The sequence below is a fragment of the Pseudorhodobacter wandonensis genome, from assembly GCF_001202035.1.
GTDB classification, from domain to species: domain Bacteria; phylum Pseudomonadota; class Alphaproteobacteria; order Rhodobacterales; family Rhodobacteraceae; genus Pseudorhodobacter; species Pseudorhodobacter wandonensis.
This window is the reverse complement of the sequence record NZ_LGHT01000031.1, coordinates 220,174-237,464: the sequence shown is the minus strand read 5'-3', so window position 1 is coordinate 237,464 and position 17,291 is coordinate 220,174. Positions and strand designations below refer to the sequence as shown.

The 17,291-nt window shown below is 58.2% G+C and carries 15 protein-coding genes; 3 read left to right on the top strand and 12 right to left on the bottom strand.

Going from position 1 to position 17,291, the window contains the following annotated elements:
- Positions 1 to 300: 300 nt before the first annotated feature.
- A complete protein-coding gene (gene thyX, locus AKU79_RS09730; protein WP_050523510.1) occupies positions 301 to 1,209 on the bottom strand; it encodes an FAD-dependent thymidylate synthase in 909 nt (302 codons plus the stop codon).
- Between the two features lie 384 nt (positions 1,210 to 1,593).
- Here thyX and AKU79_RS09725 point away from each other — a divergent pair, with 384 nt between their 5' ends.
- Positions 1,594 to 2,022 (top strand): VOC family protein, encoded by a 429-nt coding sequence (locus tag AKU79_RS09725; RefSeq protein ID WP_050523383.1) that lies wholly within the window; start codon positions 1,594 to 1,596, stop codon positions 2,020 to 2,022.
- Between the two features lie 75 nt (positions 2,023 to 2,097).
- On the opposite strand, the gene AKU79_RS09720 is transcribed toward AKU79_RS09725, so the two are convergent.
- A complete protein-coding gene (locus tag AKU79_RS09720; RefSeq protein ID WP_050523382.1) occupies positions 2,098 to 2,892 on the bottom strand; it encodes an inositol monophosphatase family protein in 795 nt (264 codons plus the stop codon).
- Positions 2,893 to 2,964: 72 nt separating this feature from the next.
- Positions 2,965 to 3,327, bottom strand: a complete 363-nt coding sequence (locus AKU79_RS09715) for a helix-turn-helix domain-containing protein (protein ID WP_050523381.1) — start codon at positions 3,325 to 3,327, stop codon at positions 2,965 to 2,967.
- Between the two features lie 321 nt (positions 3,328 to 3,648).
- Between AKU79_RS09715 and AKU79_RS09710 the strand changes: the two genes are divergently transcribed.
- Positions 3,649 to 4,617, top strand: a complete 969-nt coding sequence (locus AKU79_RS09710; protein ID WP_050523380.1) for an NADPH:quinone oxidoreductase family protein — start codon at positions 3,649 to 3,651, stop codon at positions 4,615 to 4,617.
- 64 nt (positions 4,618 to 4,681) lie between these two features.
- Here AKU79_RS09710 and AKU79_RS09705 read toward each other — a convergent pair whose 3' ends face one another.
- The 6 genes from AKU79_RS09705 to AKU79_RS09680 all read right to left on the bottom strand — a co-directional run bounded on the left by AKU79_RS09705 (position 4,682) and on the right by AKU79_RS09680 (position 12,819).
- Positions 4,682 to 5,527 (bottom strand): alkaline phosphatase family protein, encoded by an 846-nt coding sequence (locus AKU79_RS09705; RefSeq protein WP_050523379.1) that lies wholly within the window; start codon positions 5,525 to 5,527, stop codon positions 4,682 to 4,684.
- Between the two features lie 79 nt (positions 5,528 to 5,606).
- Positions 5,607 to 7,241, bottom strand: coding sequence for an ABC transporter ATP-binding protein (locus AKU79_RS09700; RefSeq protein ID WP_050523378.1), 1,635 nt, complete (start codon positions 7,239 to 7,241; stop codon positions 5,607 to 5,609).
- Positions 7,238 to 8,053: an ABC transporter permease gene (locus AKU79_RS09695; RefSeq protein ID WP_050523377.1), complete on the bottom strand. Its 816-nt coding sequence runs from the start codon at positions 8,051 to 8,053 to the stop codon at positions 7,238 to 7,240. Before AKU79_RS09695 ends, AKU79_RS09700 begins: the two co-directional genes overlap by 4 nt.
- Positions 8,050 to 9,006, bottom strand: a complete 957-nt coding sequence (locus AKU79_RS09690; RefSeq protein WP_050523376.1) for an ABC transporter permease — start codon at positions 9,004 to 9,006, stop codon at positions 8,050 to 8,052. Before AKU79_RS09690 ends, AKU79_RS09695 begins: the two co-directional genes overlap by 4 nt.
- Positions 9,007 to 9,013: 7 nt before the next feature.
- Positions 9,014 to 10,585, bottom strand: a complete 1,572-nt coding sequence (locus AKU79_RS09685; protein ID WP_050523375.1) for an ABC transporter substrate-binding protein — start codon at positions 10,583 to 10,585, stop codon at positions 9,014 to 9,016.
- A gap of 242 nt (positions 10,586 to 10,827) precedes the next feature.
- Positions 10,828 to 12,819 carry a CocE/NonD family hydrolase gene (locus AKU79_RS09680; protein WP_050523374.1) on the bottom strand — a complete coding sequence of 664 codons (1,992 nt, stop codon included), beginning with the start codon at positions 12,817 to 12,819 and terminating at the stop codon, positions 10,828 to 10,830.
- Between the two features lie 144 nt (positions 12,820 to 12,963).
- Here AKU79_RS09680 and betC point away from each other — a divergent pair, with 144 nt between their 5' ends.
- Positions 12,964 to 14,478: a choline-sulfatase gene (betC, locus tag AKU79_RS09675; protein ID WP_050523509.1), complete on the top strand. Its 1,515-nt coding sequence runs from the start codon at positions 12,964 to 12,966 to the stop codon at positions 14,476 to 14,478.
- Between the two features lie 38 nt (positions 14,479 to 14,516).
- On the opposite strand, the gene AKU79_RS09670 is transcribed toward betC, so the two are convergent.
- The 3 genes from AKU79_RS09670 to AKU79_RS09660 form a co-directional block, all read right to left on the bottom strand.
- On the bottom strand, positions 14,517 to 14,879 hold the full coding sequence (locus AKU79_RS09670) for a SpoIIAA family protein (protein WP_050523373.1): 363 nt from the start codon (positions 14,877 to 14,879) through the stop codon (positions 14,517 to 14,519).
- A gap of 223 nt (positions 14,880 to 15,102) precedes the next feature.
- Positions 15,103 to 16,704 carry a GMC family oxidoreductase gene (locus AKU79_RS09665; protein WP_050523372.1) on the bottom strand — a complete coding sequence of 534 codons (1,602 nt, stop codon included), beginning with the start codon at positions 16,702 to 16,704 and terminating at the stop codon, positions 15,103 to 15,105.
- An 85-nt stretch (positions 16,705 to 16,789) separates the two neighbouring features.
- On the bottom strand, positions 16,790 to 17,254 hold the full coding sequence (locus AKU79_RS09660; RefSeq protein ID WP_050523371.1) for an OsmC family protein: 465 nt from the start codon (positions 17,252 to 17,254) through the stop codon (positions 16,790 to 16,792).
- Between the last annotated feature and the right edge of the window lie 37 nt (positions 17,255 to 17,291).

The following is a 17,291-nucleotide window of genomic DNA, read 5'->3' as shown; positions in this document are numbered from 1 at the left end:
CTTTAACTTGGTCAAGCACATATTGTTTGACCACTGGGTTCGGATGAGGCTCATGAAGTTTAATCTTAGGAAGCCCAGCACCCGAGAAAGTGCGCCGTGATCCAGACCCATTTGCCATACTGTACCCAAACCCTCTTAGCATTCTTTCCATTTCTGACCACTGAAAATCAGAAGGTCTCGATTTGAAACGTTCGATGAGTTTGTCTGACCTGCTCATCCAACCTCACATGTAACTAAATTTAGTTACTGATACGTTCTGAACCAGATCGCAAGAAGAAAATTTTTCACCCATCACAGTATTCACCCTTCAACCACTCCCATAAACTCCCGCCATTCCCCTTTGCTCATGCCGGAATTCTCCTGCGTGACCTCTTCGCCTTTCAGCATCCGGCGCACGCAATCGATCGCTTTGCCGCTCAGGGTTGCGCCGCCCATCCGGTAATCCTCAAAGGCCGCAAAGGCGATTGGGACCCAGTCGGCGACGACTTTGCAGATCGCGTCGGCATAGACGCGGATTTCGTATTGCGCGTGGGCGTCGGCGCGCAGGCGGAGGAAGTGGAACAGGTTGTGCAGGTCAACCTTCCAATACCATTGGGTATAGATATTGGCAGGCAGGTTCATGCGGGCGAGTTCGCGGGCGAGGCCCTGCTGGCCGTCTTGGGACAGCATCTCTTCATAATGGTCATAAGCGGTGTTCGAATCGCGTTTCAGCATTTCCAGTACGCGCGCGGCCTCATCCCCCGTCAAAACCGCGCCGCGGCCTTGGTTGTTGACCACCGATTGCGCGGCGAGTTGCTCGGGCGCGGGGATATAAAACTCGCGGTCCAAGATCGAGTAGCGCGCGGAATATTCGTTCACATTGGCGGTGCGGTGGCGGATCCATTGGCGGGCGACAAAGACCGGCAATTTGACGTGCAGCTTGATTTCGCACATCTCGAACGGGGTCGAATGCCAGTGGCGCATCAGATAGCGGATCAGGCCTTCGTCATTGGAAACATGTTTGGTTCCAGCACCATAGCTGACGCGGGCGGCCTGCACGATAGCGGCATCATCGCCCATATAATCGATCACGCGGATGAACCCGTGATCGAGCACCTCATGCGCATGGTACAGATGCGCTTCCATCCCCTCGGACACGGCGCGCAAGGTGGGTTTTGGTGTGCTGCGCTGGTCATTGATCTCAGCGATTTGGTCGGGGGATAGGGGCATCGGGGCCTCGTGCAAATGGGGTTGGCCCCGGAACATCGGGGGGTTGGGGCGCAGCATAAGAGATTGGGGGGTATGGGGGCAAGACCCAGTGGCCGTGGCGCGTTTTGCATCTGTTTCGCGACGGAAGCTGCTGAAAAACGGCATTAAATGGGGGGCGGAATTTGTGCAATTTTGGCAAAGACCTGTTCTGCGGCCTTTTGCCCTGTGGGTGGGGTAAATGTGCGTTGCGATCGGTTCACCCAACCCGGCACCCTCCGCAGGGCCGCAAACGAAGCCACATGCTGCGGGGCTTGGTTACGGGGAGTGGCTGCAAAATATCGCCTGCATTCGGCTCGCATTCCTTGAATATCGGCCTATAGTCAGGCGCAGAATTAGGAGAGACATATGACACTGAAATACCTGCACACGATGGTTCGCGTAAAAGACCTTGACGCCTCGATGGCGTTTTACAAGCTGCTTGGGCTGGTTGAAACCAAACGTATGGACAGCGAAAAGGGCCGGTTCTCGTTGATCTTCATGGCCCCACCAGACCAACCGGAGTGCCCTGTCGAACTGACCTATAACTGGGATGGCGATGAGGGTTTGCCAAGCGATAGCCGGCATTTCGGCCATCTGGCCTATCGTGTTGATAATATTTATGAAACCTGTGCCCATTTGGCGGCGAACGGTGTTGTGATCAACCGCCCGCCGCGTGACGGGCATATGGCCTTTGTGCGCAGCCCTGACAATGTGTCGGTGGAGCTGTTGCAGGCAGGCGATGCCTTGCCGCCCGCCGAACCTTGGGCAAGTGCGCCGAATATCGGGCATTGGTGAACAGGCGCGAAACCGGTTTTTGATAAAACCGGTGCCTTCGGCGAGGATATTTTTGCCAAAGAGAATGCGGGGCGCTTAGCTGTTCAATAGGGCCATAGCGGCGGCGTGAATATCGGCGTTGGCGGCGGCGAGGATTTGGCCGCCGTTATGGGCGGGCTGGCCCTGCCAGTTGGTAACGATGCCGCCCGCAGCCTCGATCACTGCGATGGGGGCCTGCACATCATAGGTTTGCAGGCCTGCCTCGATCACCAGATCAACCTGACCTGCCGCAAGCAGCGCATAGCCGTAGCAATCCATTCCATAGCGCACCAGCCGGACATTTGGCACAACACGGCGAAAGGCAGCGCCTTCGTCAGGGGTGCCGACCTCGGGGAAAGTTGACAGCATGATAGCCTGCGACAACGGGCGCGGCGCACGGCATTGCAACGCGGCTGCCCCCATTGGGCCGGTAACGGTTGCTGCACCAAACCCGCCCTCAAACCGTTCCTGGATGTAGGGTTGGTCGATGATGCCGTAAATCGGGCCGGTATCATCTGCGATTGAGATCAGAACACCCCAGGTGGGCGTGCCAGACAGATAGCCGCGCGTTCCGTCGATTGGATCAAGCACCCATGTCAGACCAGAGCTGCCGGTGGTCGTGCCAAATTCCTCGCCCAAAATGCCGTCATGCGGGCGGCGGCGCTGCAAGATCGCACGCATCGCCTGTTCCGAGGCGCGGTCGGCCACGGTCACAGGGTCAAAATGCGTGGTTTCCTTGGTATCGGCTGTCAGACCCGGTTTACGGAAATGTGCCAGCGTGGCGATACGGGCAGCATCGGCAAGCTCGGCCGCGGTGGCACGAATATCGTCTATATCAGATTGGGCAAGCATGGTTTTCTCCGCAAACGTCCTACCCGCGCTAGCCCGTTGTGCAGCGCGGGTCAACAAAAAGCAGAGCTTTGGTCAGGCAACGTCACTCAGAACGCGGGCCAGATCAAACAGGCGACGGCGCTGCGCCTCGGGGATCGCATAATAAGAGCGGACGAGCTCAAGCGCTTCTTTATCGGCCATCATATCGCCTTCAACACCGCGCGGTGCTTCGCGTGCGTCGTCAAGACCTTCAAAGAAAAAGCTGATCGTTACATCAAGCGCTTCGGCCACATCCCAAAGGCGCGACGCTGAAACGCGGTTCATGCCGGTTTCATATTTCTGGATCTGCTGAAACTTGATGCCGACTTTATCGGCAAGCTGCTGCTGTGTCATTCCCACCATCCAGCGGCGGTGGCGGATACGCTTGCCGACATGGGCGTCAACAGGGTGTTTCATCAATTACTCCATCTATAAAGTCGCATTGCCCCAATACAAGCAAAAATCGTGCCAAAACTACCTCCACAGAAAAAATCTGAAAAACCTGTCCTTTTAGACAGGTCCCTCGATCCGGATGGACAGGGCTTTTCGCCCTGACACGGCAGTCTCCCACCGGATGCTCTGCATTGCAAGTACTCGCCACTAACGTGTTTTTCATTTTGCATTGCAAAATGCAACACGCCTTTGCCATAGTTGTAAATTGCAATAGGCACATACTCTGGCGAAACCTCTTAAAACAACGTAACTTTCCGCAACACCAACCGCAGGAAACAACCTAAAATGCGCGCTTTTCGTTTGGAAACCATTGGCCAGCCCTTGCAACTGCGTGCCATCGCGCCCGCGACACCAGCCCCCCACCAGGTTCGGCTGCGCATTCGGGCCTGCGGGTTGAACTTTGCAGATTTGTTGATGATTTCCGGTACTTATCAAGAGCGCCCTACCCTGCCCGTGACACTGGGAATGGAACTGGCAGGTACGATTGAGGCGTTGGGCGACGGGGTTGATGGCTTTCAGATTGGAGACCGGGTTGCCGTCTTTGCGGGCCAGGGCGGGTTGGCCGAGTCAGGCTGTTTCGCAGCCAACGCCTGCATCAAAATTCCGGACACCATGGGGTTTGACGAAGCGGCTGCCTTTCAGATTGCCTATGGCACCAGCCATCTTGCGCTGGATCATCGCGCACGGCTGCAAGCGGGCGAAACCCTGTTGGTGATGGGCGCAGCGGGCGGCGTGGGCTTGACGGCGGTTGAAATTGGCAAGCGGATGGGCGCGCGGGTAATCGCAACGGCGCGCGGGCCGGATAAACTGCGCATTGCAGCAGCTGCAGGCGCCGACCATGTGATCGACAGCGAGGCACCTGATCTGCGCGGCGCCCTAAAGGCGCTTGGCGGGGTGGATGTGGTTTATGATGCCGTTGGCGGCCCCGCGTTTCTAGAGGCCCTGCGCGCAACCAAACCCGAAGGTCGGCTCATTCCGATCGGTTTTGCAAGCGGCGATGTGCCCCAAATTCCCGCCAATCTGTTGTTGGTGAAAAACCTGAGCGTGATCGGGCTTTACTGGGGCGGCTATCTGAAATTTGCGCCGCAAACCCTGGCGAACAGCATGCAAACCCTGTTCGGCTGGTACAAAGCAGGCGGGTTGCGCCCGCATATCAGCCACCGCTTTCCGCTGTCACAAGCCAATGAGGCGCTAGAGTGCCTGCGTGCGCGCAAATCAACCGGCAAGGTTGTCGTGACAATGGACGACGCCTAAGCGCGCGCCCTTTCATCTTGGCAAAAATACCTCCGCCGGAGGCAGCCCGTAGGGCTTCACTGCCTCAAGCAGACGCTTGCAAAAACACCGGGGCCTTCATGCTGGACGGGATCTCAGCCCCCAATCGCGACAGGATGGTCGGCGCAAGGCTAAGCTGGTCAAGCAAAACCTCAGGGCTGGGCCCTTTGGCTGGGCCGAAATAATACAGCGCGAAATCCTGCTGATCCTCGCCCGTACCGCCATGGTGGCCCCGCATAGACTGGCCGTGGTCGGCGGTAACAATCACCTCATAACCCGCACGGCGCCAGCGGTCGATCCACGGCGCCAGCGTGGCATCCAGCGCATAGACTGCATGGTCCATCTCGCGGCAATCGTGGCCGAAACGGTGGCCCATGCTGTCCAGCGTGCAGGTATGCAGCATACCGTAATCCAGCCCGAACCGCTCGGTCAGCATGGTCAGCGTGGCGAACAGGTCATAATCGGCCGGGGTCGCCTGATTGATCAGGTTATAGCCATACATGCTGTGAAAGCGGCCGTGGTTGATCGTTTGGCTGGCAGGTTCGTCATATTCCAGATCGCGCACCGGATCGAACGGCGACCGGTTGAAAAACTCGGACCAAAAGCTGTGCGCGACGGCGCCTGTGATGCCGCCAGCCAAACGGGTCTGGCTGAAAATATCCGGTTGGGTCAGGCGCTTGACCGCCTCATTCCCCCAAGTGCCATGCACCTGTGGCGGGGTGCCGGTGTGGATGGTCGCGTAACAAGACGCCGAGGTGGAGGGCAATGTCGCCCGCATTTTCCACACTTGCGCCTCGCCCTGCGCGACCCAGCCTTCCAGGTTGCCAAACAAGCGGCGCCAATTGCGATAGGGCACGCCATCGAGGATGATCAGCAGAAGTTTGTTTTGCATAACGCGGTCTCGTCCAGTCCCCACCGGCAGAGCCTCCGGCGGGGATATTTAAGGATAGATGATGAGGCGAGCGGCGGGATTAATTTCCCGCCGCAGCCATTTTGCGATTTGCGATTGTGCGTTCCAGCCAACCCAGTTCCATTTCAGGCACCGAGGACAGCAAAAGATCGGTGTAATCGTCGAAAGGCGGGCTGAGCACTTCGGTTTTTCCGCCGTAGCGCACGACGCGGCCTTGGTACATCACCGCAATACTATCGGCGATGGCGCGGACGGTCGCGAGATCATGGGTGATGAACAGATAGGCCACGTTTTCGCGCTTTTGCAGATCCAGCAGCAGTTTCAAGATGCCATCGGCCACCAGCGGATCAAGCGCACTTGTCACCTCGTCGCAGATAATGACCTTGGGTTTGGCAGCCAGAGCGCGGGCGATACAAACGCGCTGTTTTTGCCCGCCTGAAAGCTCGGCCGGATAGCGGTGGATATAGCCCTCGCCCATTTCGATTTCATCCAGCAGCTCTTGCACGCGCTGCTTTTTGGCATCGCCGCGCAGGCCGAAATAGAATTCGAGCGGGCGGCCGATGATCGTGCCGACAGTTTGGCGCGGGTTCATCGCGACATCGGCCATCTGATAGATCATCTGCACCTCGCGCAGATCATCGCGGGTTCTTGCCTCAAAATCCGCAGGCAAAACGCGGCCATCAAAGGTGATTTCCCCCGATGATGGCGGCAACAGCCCGGTAATCACGCGGGCCAAAGTGGATTTGCCGGAACCGGATTCGCCCACGATTGCAAGGGTTTGTGCCTCGGGCAGGTCCAGCGTGATGTTTTTCAGCACGTCAAACTTGGTGCCGCGATACCGCGCAGTGACATCGCGCACCGACAGCACCGGCGCGCCGCCCGATTTTTCGTGATGATTGATCGAGCGTACCGAAACCAAGGCTTGGGTATAAGGTTCAGACGGCGAATTGATGATATGGTCGATCGTGCCGTATTCGATCATCTGCCCGCCTTGCAGCACCAGAATATGGTCTGCAACCTGCGCCACAACGGCCAGATCATGCGTGATATAAAGGGCCGCAACGCCAGTATCGGCAATCGCCTCTTTGATCGCGGCGAGCACCTCGATTTGCGTCGTCACGTCCAGCGCGGTTGTGGGCTCATCGAACACCACAAGATCGGGTTTCGGGCACAGCGCCATCGCTGTCATCACCCGTTGCAACTGACCGCCTGAGACCTGGTGCGGATAGCGGTTGCCGATGCTTTCGGGTTTTGGCAGGCCCAGCCGTGCAAACAGCGACACAGCGCGCTCTTCAGCCTCGGCCCGTGTCATCAGCCCATGGTGCAGGGTGGTTTCAATCACCTGTTCCATCAGCTTTTTCGCGGGGTTAAAGGCGGCGGCGGCGGATTGGGCAACATACGTCACCTCATGCCCGCGCAAAGCCCGCAGCCCCGCAGGCCCCGCCTTTAGTATGTCGTTGCCATTGACGAACACCTCGCCGCCGGTGATGCGCACACCGCCACGGCCGTAGGCCATAGACGACAGGCCGATAGTCGATTTGCCGGCACCGGATTCGCCGATCAGCCCCAGCACCTTGCCCTTTTCCACCTTGAACGACACGCCTTCAACGATGGTAATATCGCGCGGGGCCTCACCAGGTGGATAAGCTGTCGCCTCGATTTTCAGGTCTCTGACCTCTAGCAAGCTGCTGCTCATCCTCGGCCCCCTTTCAAACTGGTGGTCCGGTTCAGCACCCAATCGGCAACGAGGTTGACCGAAATGGCAAGCGAGGCGATGGCAAAGGCCGGGATCAAGGCGGCGGAAATGCCGTAAACGATGCCCTCTTTGTTTTCTTTCACGATACCGCCCCAATCCGCCAGCGGCGGTTGCACGCCAAGCCCAAGGAAAGACAGAGTCGAGATGAACAGCACCGCAAAGATAAACCGCAGGCCCATTTCAGCCACCAGCGGCGACAATGCGTTGGGCAGGATTTCGCGGAAAATGATCCAAAGCTGCTTTTCGCCGCGCAGGCGGGCCGCCTCGACATAATCCATCACAGTGATGTCGACAGCCACAGCGCGGCTAAGGCGGAACACACGTGTGCTATCCAACACGCCCATCACGATAATCAGCACAGGCAGCGATACCGGCAGCACCGACAGCACAACCAGCGCCGAAATCAGCGACGGGATCGACATCATCAAGTCCACCAAGCGGCTAAGCAACTGGTCAACCCAACCGCCTTTCACGGCTGCGAAAAAGCCCAAGATCGAGCCCATGCCAAAGGACAACATAGTTGCCGCGGCGGCCACGAAAATCGTGGTCTGCCCGCCCCAGATCATCCGACTAAGCAAATCGCGCCCGATGGAATCGGTGCCCAGCCAATGCGCTGCCGAAGCAGGCTCCCAGCTGTCACCGACAATTTCGGCCATGCCATAAGGGGCAATCCAGCCAGCAAACACCGCTGCGCCAAAATAGAGGCCGGTAAAGAAAAGCCCGATCAGGGCTGCCAAAGGAATACGGGTCATTTCGGATGCCTCAAACGCGGGTTGGCAAGGATGGAAACCACATCCGCCACCAAGTTTAGGCCGATATACACAGCCGCAAAGACCAAGCCACAGGCCTGCACCACAGGCACGTCACGCTTGGACACATGGTCAACCAGATACTGGCCCATGCCGGGATAGACAAAAACCACCTCAACCACGACCACACCAACCACCAGATAGGCAAGGTTGATCATCACCACATTGACCACAGGCGCAATCGCGTTGGGGAAAGCGTGGCGGGCGATGATGGTGAACTTGCGCAAACCCTTCAGCTCGGCCGTTTCGACATAGGCCGATTGCATCACGTTCAGAATGGCGGCGCGGGTCATCCGCATCATATGGCCAAGCACGACCAGCACCAAAACCAGCACCGGCATCGACACGGCATAAAGCTTTTCACCGAATGTCATCCCGTCATAAACCGTGGCCAGCGATGGAAACCAGCGCAGCTGCACCGACAGGAAATAAACGGCGATATAGCCCAACAGAAATTCCGGCACAGAAACCGTTGCCAGCGTGATGGTTGAAATCACGCGGTCTGGCCAGCGGCCTTGGTAACGCACCGCGATCAAGCCCAGCAAAATTGCGGCGGGCACCGCGATAACGGCGGCACAGCTGGCCAAAAACAGCGTATTGCCGAGGCGTTTGCCCATGGCAGTCGCAATATCCTGACCATTGGTCAACGCTTTGCCAAGGTCGCCATGCATGATACCTGCCAGCCAGTTGAAATAGCGCACAGGGGCCGGCACATCGAGGCCAAGCTCGGCGCGTAAATTGGCAAGGGATTGCGGGGTTGCGGATTGGCCCAGAATGCTTTGGGCCACATCGCCGGGCAAAATCTGGGTGCCGATAAAGATCAGCACCGAAGCCGCGAACAGCAGCAGGAGGCCCAGCGCTAAGCGCTGGGCGACCAATTTGATTACCGGATGCATCGTCCGATCACGCGAACCATGTTGTCGAAGAGGCAAAACCGCCCGACATTTCATAGTTCGGGTTTTCAATCCAACCCGCGACCTTATCGGAATGTGCGTCGATGAAATCGTTGAACATCGGGCAAATCACGCCACCCTCTTCGTTCACGATTTTATAGATCTTGCCATAGAGTTCCGTACGCACTGCCACATCGGTTTCCGACCGTGCCTGCAGGATCAACGCATCCACATCTTCGCGCTTGAACTTGGTGTCGTTCCAGTCAGCGGTTGACAGATAGGCCGTCGACCACATCTGGTCTTGGACCGGACGGCCACCCCAATAAGACGCGCAGAACGGTTTGACGTTCCAGACATCCGACCAATAGCCATCATCCGGCACGCGTTTGATTACCAGCGGAATGCCCGCAGCCTCGGCCGATTGCTGGAACAATGCAGCAGCATCAACAGCACCCGGGAAGGCGGTGTCAGCAACGATCAATTCAATCGGGCTGCCATCATGGCCGGAAGCGGCGTAATGCTCTTTGGCTTTTTCAATGTCATAAACGCGCTGCGGTGCAGCCTGACTGAACAACGGATAGGCTGCGTTGATCGGCGTGTCGTTGCCAACACCGCCATAGCCGTCAAGGATTTTGTCAACCATTTCAACGCGGTTGATTGCAAACTTCAACGCCAGACGCAGATCGTTATTGTCGAACGGTGCAGTGTCTGTGTGCATGATGAACACATAGTGACCACGGCCCGACACGTTCTTTACCTCAACCCCCGGCGCGCGGGCCAGCAATTTGGCAACTTTGGGGTCGATGCGGTTGATCATATGCACCTGGCCCGACTGCAAGGCGCTGGTACGGGCAGTCGCATCGTTGATTACCAGAATTTCCACAGCATCATAATGGCCGCGGGTTGTATCCCAGTCATCAGCGTTCTTTTCAAAGGCATAGCGCACGCCCGGATCTACCGAAACCACCTTGTAGGGGCCGGTACCGATAGCTGCGTTCGGGTTATCCACGCCGCCTTTTGGCTGCACGATCAGGTGATAATCCGACAGCAGATACGGCAAGTCGGCGTTGCCATCGGTCAGGGTAAACACAACAGCGTTGCCGTCGGCCTTGATGTCGGCAATGCCTTTCATAATGCCCAAAGCACCCGATTTCGAATTTTCATCCGAGTGGCGCTTGAACGTGGCAACCACGTCATCCACCGTCATATCCGACCCGTCATGGAACTTTACACCCTGACGGATGTTGAACGTCCAAACCTTGCCCTCTGGATCCGAAGACATCGACTCGGCCAGACGCATTTCAATTTCGCCACCGGGTGTCACGTTGACAATGGTATCGCCCCACTGACGCCCAACCGAGAATGGTACCGGGCTGTCGGACAGACCTGGGTCCATCGTGTCGGTCGTCTCGCCGCCACCCAATCCCAATTTCAGGGTGCCGCCTTTGTTCGGATCGGCCGCAAAAGCCGGTGCACGCATCGTAGCCAGCGCACCGACCGCGGCGACACCGCCCATAAAGCCACGGCGGCTCAGGCGTGCGGCGTCAATTTGATCGATCAATTTTGCTAGGTCGTCTTTCATTCGTATCTCCCTGGTCAGCATTAGCTGTTTTTGTTGTCTGTTGAGTCAATAAACTCGGTAAAAACGGTTCCGGCAACAAGTTCTTTTGATTCGGCCCTGTAATTTTTTGTCCATCCAGTCAAATCCGGCGCGGCAGGTCCGGTGTCGCAACGCCTGCCACCCCCAATGTCGCGGCCCATCACGGGCCTGATAGCGCTATCTTGGCGCATCAAACGCCAAGTTACCACCCTAGCCTCCCGAATTTACACAAATTCACGTGACACATCTTGTGAAAACTCGCGTTCAAAAACAAGTGTTTCGCCCTCCCATGCTTGCAATTTCGCGTAAAATTGCAAGGCATCGGCGGTGGTGCGCATTTCGGCATGGGTCTGCGTTCGCACCTGCCAATCCCCGCGCGACAGGCATTGCGTCCAGTCATTTCGGGCAAGGGAATCGCCGGGGTTTGCGGGGTCAATTTCAAACCGTTCGGCAAAAATTTCTTCGGTGATCAGACCGTGATCCAGATTTTCCACACGTCCCGATCGGTCCTCTACCACCAAAGCCAGTTTGCCGGTCAGCAAGTCTGTCTCTGTCCGGCGCGCCGAATGGGCAGAGGTATGGGCCAGGTGATTCCATGCCCGCGCGGCCCGTGCCGGCGGCGGCACCCATTCACCCGCCGCAACGCCGCGATGGATGGGCAGGCTCAGGTCTCCCTCCAGCAGAGTCAGGGTCGCGGCCTCGGGGCTGGGGCATAAAAACGGCCAATAGGTCGTTGACAGCGCAAGCCGCAAATGGTGCCCCGCTGCCACCCGATAGGCCATATCGTCCAGCACCAGTTCCACCGCGACATCCTCGCCCGGCGTCAGTTGGCTGGGGGCCTCCATGCTGTCGCGGTGGCACAGGTTCAACATGCCATGCGCTATCCGCACCGATTGCCCGTTGGGGGCGACATCGCACAGCCGCGCCACGATAAAGGCGCGGGGCTTGTCACTGCGCAGCCGCAACCGCAACCGCGCCGCCCCCAGCATCGGCAAAGGCGCGTCCAGCACCGGCCCGTCAAAACACACCGATAGCGCGTCGTCCTGCGCCTGATCGCCCGGCATCTCGGCGTTCAACCCCATCGGGAAAAACTCGCCCGCCATCAGCCCAAGCTGCGGCGGCGTGCATACCGCTTGCGCCAACGCGCCCCCTGCCCCGCCCAAAACGCCGCCTGCGGTCAAAGGGATCTGCCGGTCAGTCACACGGGCCGACGGCAGCGCATCCTCGGCCACCCATGCGCCCGCACGATAGGCGGCACTGGCGTCAGGCGGCGCACTGTCCAGCATATAGGCGCGATAGGCGGGGCCATCCTCGGCCCCGTTTTCCACGCCCTTTAGCCACCGGTCCCACCAGCGCAGCGCCTCATCCAGAAAACCAATCGCAGGCCCAGGCACGGCCTGATGCGGGTATTGATGCACCCAAGGGCCGACAATCGCCTTGGCCCCTGCCACATTGCGCACCAAATGCGCCGAAGTGTTCATGTAATTGTCCGCCCAACCGCTGAAACTCAGCACCGGCACCTGCATCCGGCTGTAATCCTCGCAGATCGACCCGTGTTTCCAATAGCCGTCCCGCGCCTGATGGCTGGCCCAGCGCGGCGCCAAAAACGGCTCGGCCTCTAACCGCGCCAACCAATCCGCCCGCCAGTCAGGCCGCAAAGCCGGGTCCGCAGGGCGCGAGGAATAGGACAGCATCACGCCGCCCCAGCCCAGATTTTCGCCCAACAGGCAGCCGCCCTTGAAATGAATATCATCCGCAAACCGGTCGGTCGTCGAACATACCGTCACCACGGCCTTTAGCGCAGGCGGCTGCAAAAAGGCGGTCTGCAAACAGTTAAACCCGCCCCAGCTTTTGCCCATCATGCCCACAGACCCGTTGCACCACTCCTGCGCGGCAAGCCAGGCAATCACATCACAGGCATCTTGCAACTCCTGCGCGGTGTATTCATCCGCCATCAACCCCTGGCTATCGCCATTCCCGCGCATATCCACGCGCACAGCGGCATAGCCATGGCCGGCAAAATAAGGGTGCATCCTCTCATCCCGCGCCAAAGTACCATCGCGCTTGCGGTACGGGATATATTCCAAAATCGCAGGCACCGCCCCCGCCCCCTTGGCCCGCCAAATCCGTGCCGACAAGCGGCAGCCATCGGGCATCACTATGCCCACATCTGCCTCTTCCATCACCTCGAACGGAAACTCTGTTACCACCTGCATCGCCTGCTCCCAATTTCATCTTGGCAAAAATACCTATCTGTCTTTGCCCCCTAAAACAGGTCGCAAAAAGAACAGACCACCCTTGCCTTTGCGCCCATCAAAGGCGCAGACCGCCGCAAAGGCAAGCAGCAATAAGGGCCCATGATGACCAAACCAAACATTCTTATCCTGATGGTAGATCAGCTGAACGGCACCCTGTTTCCCGATGGCCCCGCCGACTGGCTGCATGCCCCCAACCTGAAAAAGCTGGCCGCAAAATCGGTGCGCTTTGCCAATGCCTATACCGGCTCGCCACTCTGCGCCCCCGGTCGGGCCAGCTTCATGTCCGGCCAACTGCCCTCACGCACCCGCGTCTATGACAACGCGGCCGAGTTTCAGTCAGATATTCCCTGCTTCACGCATCACTTGCGCAGCAAAGGCTATGAATGCACGCTGTCGGGCAAAATGCACTTTGTCGGCCCCGACCAGATGCACGGGTTTGAACACCGCCTGACCACCGATATCTACCCCGCCGACTTTGGCTGGACCCCCGATTACCGCAAACCGGGTGAACGCATCGACTGGTGGTATCACAACCTCGGCTCGGTCACAGGTGCCGGCGTGGCCGAAATCTCGAACCAGCTGGAATATGATGATGACATAGCACATCAAGCCACGCAAAAACTGTATGACCTGTCACGCTCATCCGACGATGCAGCCGCGCGCCCGTGGTGCCTGACCGTCAGCTTTACCCACCCGCATGACCCCTATGTCGCGCGCCGCAAATATTGGGATTTGTACAATGATTGCGCCCATCTGGACGCGGTAAGCCCTATCGACTATGCCGATCAGGACCCCCATTCCAAACGCCTGATCGACGCCTGCGACAGCGACAAATTCGACATCACCCCCACCCACATCCGCCGCGCCCGCCAAGGCTATTACGCCAACATCTCTTATATCGACGACAAGATCGGCGAGATTTTGCAGGTGCTCGAAGACACCCGCCAAGAGGCAATCATCGTCTTTGTTTCGGACCATGGCGATATGCTGGGCGACCGCGGGCTCTGGTTCAAAATGAACTTTTTTGAAGGCTCGGCCCGCGTGCCCCTGATGATCTGCGCACCCGGCCTTGATCCGCATCTGGAAACGACCCCCGTTTCCTCAATCGACGTCACGCCAACACTCTGCGATCTGGCGGGCATTGATATGTCGGCGGTCATGCCTTGGACCGATGGTGAAAGCCTGCTGCCACTGGCCAAAGGAACCGAGCGCACCAGCCCCGTGGCAATCGAATATGCCGCCGAAGGCTCAATCACCCCTTTGGTCATGCTGCGCTATGGCAAGTGGAAATACACCCGCTGCCTTGCCGACCCCGACCAGTTGTTCGACATTGAATCCGACCCGCTGGAACGCCACAACCTTGCCGATAACCCTGCCCATTCGGCCACCCTGCAAACCCTGCGCGCGAAATCCGAGGCACGATGGGATCTGCACGCCTTTGACGCGGCTGTGCGCGAAAGTCAGGCCCGCCGCTGGGTGGTCTATGAGGCGCTGCGTCAGGGCGGTTATTTCCCGTGGGATTACCAACCGCTGCAAAAGGCATCCGAGCGCTATATGCGCAACCATATGGACCTGAACATCCTCGAGGAAAGCAAACGCTTTCCCCGCGGCGAATAACCGCCCCCCGAGTTTTCGTCGAAAATTCGGGGCTCCCGTTACGCCTCGGCCAACCAAGCGCGCGCTGCATCCAGTTCTTCCAGATCAAAGGTGCGCAGCTTGGTTGCCATAAACGCCCCTGCCGCCTTGGTCAGCGGGCTGATCCAGCCCATATCCGACACCACGGCACAATGGCTGATATGGGGAATGATTTTGAAGTCAAACTTCATCCCCTGCCACATCATCATCGGGTCAAAGCCCTGAAAATCCTCGATAATCTCTAGCAGCTTGATCTTGTCATGCTCTTCGGCAAAATCCTCTAACGGGCCGGAAAGCGCGTTAAAATCCTCCATCGTCACCTTGCCCGACACGGTGAATTCAAAGGTCTTGGTCTCGGGGATCATGCGAAAACTGGTTGCCATGTCTCTTCCTCCTGTCTGAAAGGGGCAGCATAACCTATTTTTGCCGAATACGCTTTGCCCCAGATCAGCCAGCGCCAGCAGGGTGCGACTTTGTCCCGCAATTGCGCGAAACGGTGGTAAAGATCAGGTTAACGAAAACATCATTACCACATCTTTTCAATGCGTTACATATATGTCCGCGCGCGTACGAAAGCGGCGACCAAAGCCCACATAACAACCGCTTTCACCGCCCCTGATCGGCCAAAATCACCTCGGCGCCTTTCCAACCCATCAGAATCGCCGGCGCATTCGTGTTGCCCGCGATCAGGTTCGGAAAAGCCGAGGCATCACAAACCCGCAGCCCCTCAACCCCTTTGACGCGCAGATTTTCATCGACCACATCCCCCATCCGGCAGGTACAGGATGGATGATAAACCGTGCCAGACCGCACCCTGAAATCGGCAATCAAATCCTCGTCCGACATCACCGCAGGCCCCGGCCGCAACTCTTCGGCAATCACATCGGCCATCGGGCCTTGCGCCGCAATTTTGCGGACGAATTTCACCGCAGCCAACATTTCAGCCACATCCTGATCGGTCGAAAACGCATTGCCCACGATCTGCGGCGCCGCAAACGGATCAGAGGTGCGAATTTTCAACCACCCGCGCGAGGTGGGCCGACAATTCGACAGGCCAATCGACAGCCCTGAAAACGGGTCCGGCGTCAGCAAAGGCCGCTCGCCCACCTTGGGCACCAAGGTTGAAAACGCCTGCATATAAAGCTGCATATTCGGGCGCGACAGCTCTGGTGAGGTTCGGAAAAAGCCGCCCGCATGGTTGATACTTTTCGACAGCACGCCGCGCCGCGTCAGCAGATATTCCAACCCGACCCGCAACTTGCCCCACCAAGGGCGCAACAGGTCATTATAAGTCGGCACAGTCATGCGATAGGTATAGTTGATGCCCTGATGGTCGTTCAAATTACCGCCGACATGGGGATTATCCTGCAAGACCGGCAGGCCCAAACCCGACAAAACCTCGGCAGGGCCAATCCCCGATAGCTGCAAAAGCTGCGGCGAGTTGATCGCACCACCGGCCAGAATAACCTCGCGCGCACGGATCACCTCACGCACTCCGCCCCGCATCACCTCGACCCCCACCGCGCGGCGGTCTTCGAACACCACGCGGGTTACATGCGAATGCGTCCGCACCTCCAGGTTCGGGCGCTTGCGGGCGGGCCGCAAAAACGCGCGGGCAGTTGAATTGCGCCGCCCGTCCTTGATTGTCATCTGATAGACACCGGCGCCTTCTTGCTGCGCACCGTTGAAATCGGGGGTCTCGGCCAGACCCGCCGCGGCACAGGCGTCCAGATAATTGCGTACCAAGGGGTGCAATCCATCCTTATTCGCCGAAATGAACAGCGGGCCGCCCTGCCCGCGCCATGTGTCTGCGCCGGCCTCATTATCCTCAATGGCGCGGTAAGCGGCCAAGGTGGCATCCCAGCCCCAGTTCGCGCCCCCAACTGCGCCCCATTCGTCATAATCAGCCCGATGCCCCCTGATCCAGACCATCGCGTTGATTGACGAAGAGCCCCCCAAAATCTTGCCACGAGGCCAGTAATCGTGGTTCCCGCCAAGCCCTGGGTCGGCATCGGTCTCATAGGCCCAATTCACCGCCTTGTCATAGAACAGCTTGCCATAACCCAGCGGCATATGCACAAAAAACCGCGCATCCGTGCCACCAGCCTCTAACACCAAAACCTTATGCTTGCCATTCGCGCTCAGCCGCTCTGCCAGCACCGAACCGGACGAGCCCGCGCCTACAATCAAGAAATCAATATCAGCCACAAGATGCCCCTTTGTTTGGAGGCCACCTTATCGGCCCAACACGGCCATGCCTTAGCCCTTAGCGACCGAAAATGTCGAGTTTCGCTTATGCGTCAATTTCAAATCGCGGCGCATAGGTCACAGGAAAATTTACCGATCTCGCAATAAAACAGACCTCATGGATGCGATGATGGATGGCCTCTGCCTCAGCCATATCTGCCCCAAGCGCCACCCAGATCACCGGCCGCAACTCGGCCGAAACAAACCGCCCCGCGCCACCGCGCCCGACTTCGCCCACACCAATCGGCGTGTCTTCGTACCGCGTCACAACGATCCCCGACTCTGCGGCATAGTGCAAATACCACAGCATGTGACAGGCCGAGAGCGCCGAGAGAAGCAGATCCTCGGGGTTCATTTTGGCCGGATCGCCACCCAAAAGCGGATCATTTGAACAATGCACGGGCGGCTTGCCCGGCACGGCAATATCCCAAGTGCGGGCATAGGCTTTGTAATGCGCGGTCCCCTCACCGGTGTTGCCCGTCCAAATCACGCAACTTGTGTAATTATGCAAACTCGCTCCATTTCATCCTGGCTCTCCATTTCATCTT